Origin of the sequence: Thauera aminoaromatica S2 (assembly GCF_000310185.1) — a bacterium.
Classification (GTDB): domain Bacteria; phylum Pseudomonadota; class Gammaproteobacteria; order Burkholderiales; family Rhodocyclaceae; genus Thauera; species Thauera aminoaromatica.
In genome coordinates this window covers 1-1541 of sequence record NZ_AMXD01000276.1, presented here as the reverse complement: position 1 = coordinate 1541, position 1541 = coordinate 1, and the positions used below count along the sequence as shown (strand labels likewise).

The 1541-nt window shown below is 66.6% G+C and carries 4 protein-coding genes and 1 pseudogene; 1 reads left to right on the top strand and 4 read right to left on the bottom strand.

The window, feature by feature from the left end:
- The 4 genes and pseudogenes from C665_RS19535 to rpmH all read right to left on the bottom strand — a co-directional run.
- Positions 1 to 199: pseudogene (locus C665_RS19535) on the bottom strand (membrane protein insertase YidC); the annotation flags it as partial.
- A 20-nt stretch (positions 200 to 219) separates the two neighbouring features.
- Positions 220 to 429: a membrane protein insertion efficiency factor YidD gene (yidD, locus tag C665_RS19530; protein ID WP_004329522.1), complete on the bottom strand. Its 210-nt coding sequence runs from the start codon at positions 427 to 429 to the stop codon at positions 220 to 222.
- A complete protein-coding gene (rnpA, locus tag C665_RS19525) occupies positions 426 to 788 on the bottom strand; it encodes a ribonuclease P protein component (protein ID WP_012586328.1) in 363 nt (120 codons plus the stop codon). Before rnpA ends, yidD begins: the two co-directional genes overlap by 4 nt.
- Before the next feature lies 1 nt (position 789).
- Entirely contained in the window at positions 790 to 924 is a 135-nt protein-coding gene (rpmH, locus tag C665_RS20470; protein ID WP_002926183.1) for a 50S ribosomal protein L34, read from the bottom strand.
- 317 nt (positions 925 to 1241) lie between these two features.
- Here rpmH and C665_RS19520 point away from each other — a divergent pair.
- A partial coding sequence (locus tag C665_RS19520) for a DnaA N-terminal domain-containing protein (protein ID WP_004329518.1) occupies positions 1242 to 1541 on the top strand: 300 nt, incomplete at its 3' end.

The window sequence follows — 1541 nt, the reverse complement described above, 5'->3', positions numbered from 1 at the left end:
CCTGCTCGCCCGGCACCACCGGCTGGCCGGGCGTGGCGCTCAACGTGGGCGTGGGCACCGCGCCGTCGGCCGGCGCCGCGCTTCCGGCGGCGGCCTGCTGCTGGGCCACGGGAGGCTGGTTCTGCTTGATCCAGCCGTCCCACAGCATGACGAGCGAGAAGGAGAAAATCAGAAAGAGGATGAGGCGGCGTTGATCCATCGGAATCGTTCTGTCTCAGGTCAGGGAACGGGATCATACCCGCCCGGATTGAAGGGATGACAGCGCCCCACCCGTTTCGCGGCCATCCAGCCGCCACGCAACGCGCCGTGGCGCTGCACGGCCTCGATCGCGTACTCGGAGCAGGTCGGGTGAAAGCGGCAATTGCGGCCGAGCATCGGGCTGATCGCGTAGCGGTAGAAACGCAGCAGGGCGATCAGCACGGTCTTCATTGCCGGGGCAGCCTTTGCAGAAGGGAGAGCAGGTCGAGGTTGATCTCGGCGCGCGTGGCCTTGGCCACCGGCGCGTTCAGGCGCACGACCAAGTCCATCGCCGGAAGCTCGATGCGCTGGCGCCGGAAGATCTCGCGCGCGATGCGCTTGACCAGGTTGCGCACGTTGGCGCGCTTGGCCAGCTTCTTCGCCACCACCACGCCGAGGCGGGCGGTGTCCAGACCATTGGGCCGGTAGTGCAGCATGTAGAACCGGCCGCGCAGCGCCCGCCGAAAAGCAAAAACGGATGAATACTCATCCGTTTTGTGCAATCTGTGAGCGCTGCGGAAACCCTGGTCAGCGCCCGTGGGCGAAACCACCTCAGACGGCGAGGCGGTGACGACCCTTGGCACGGCGTGCGCGGATGACCGCACGGCCGCCACGGGTCTTCATGCGGACCAGGAAACCATGGGTGCGCTTGCGGCGGACAACGGAGGGCTGATAAGTGCGTTTCATGATCGGACTGCCAGTGTTAGGTCAAACGCGAGAGTTAAATGGATAATGCCATGTTTGTCAATAAGAATTTTTGCCCGAGCCTGTGGATAAGTCTGCCTCCGCAGTTTAGAATGCTCCCTTCGACGCCACGCTCCCATGCGCTGCTGCGCGGGGCGAGGCGCGCACAGTGCGCCGCTCGAGTGCACCGTCGGTACAACTCCCCGACTCGTACAGCAACCCGGCCGCGCCCCCAGGCGCCGCGCATCAGGAATCCCGCTGCAGCCTGACCCGCCGCACGCTTTCCCGCCATCCTGCCCGACGACATCCAAGCCCCCGCCGTGACTCAAGATTTCTGGACCTTCTGCCTGTCGCGCCTTGAACAGGAGCTGCCCCAGCAGCAGTTCAACACCTGGATCAAGACCCTGCGGGCCGAACCCGGCGAGGGTGGCTGGGCGCTCATCGCGCCCAACCGCTTCGTGCTGCAATGGGTGCGCGAGCGCTACCTGCGCCGCGTCGAGGAACTCGGCGAAGAGTTCGCCGGCGCCCCGCTCGCCATCGAGTTGCAGCTGCCACCGGCCGGCGCCGCACGCCCGGCGCGCGCCGCAGCCACGGCGGATGTCGCTCCGGCGCGCGCGAGC

What these genes read in the sequence shown, in the direction of transcription:
- yidD (WP_004329522.1), bottom strand. Translation starts at nt 429, where the DNA reads ATGAAGACCGTGCTGATCGCCCTGCTGCGTTTCTACCGCTACGCGATC.
- rpmH (WP_002926183.1), bottom strand. Translation starts at nt 924, where the DNA reads ATGAAACGCACTTATCAGCCCTCCGTTGTCCGCCGCAAGCGCACCCAT.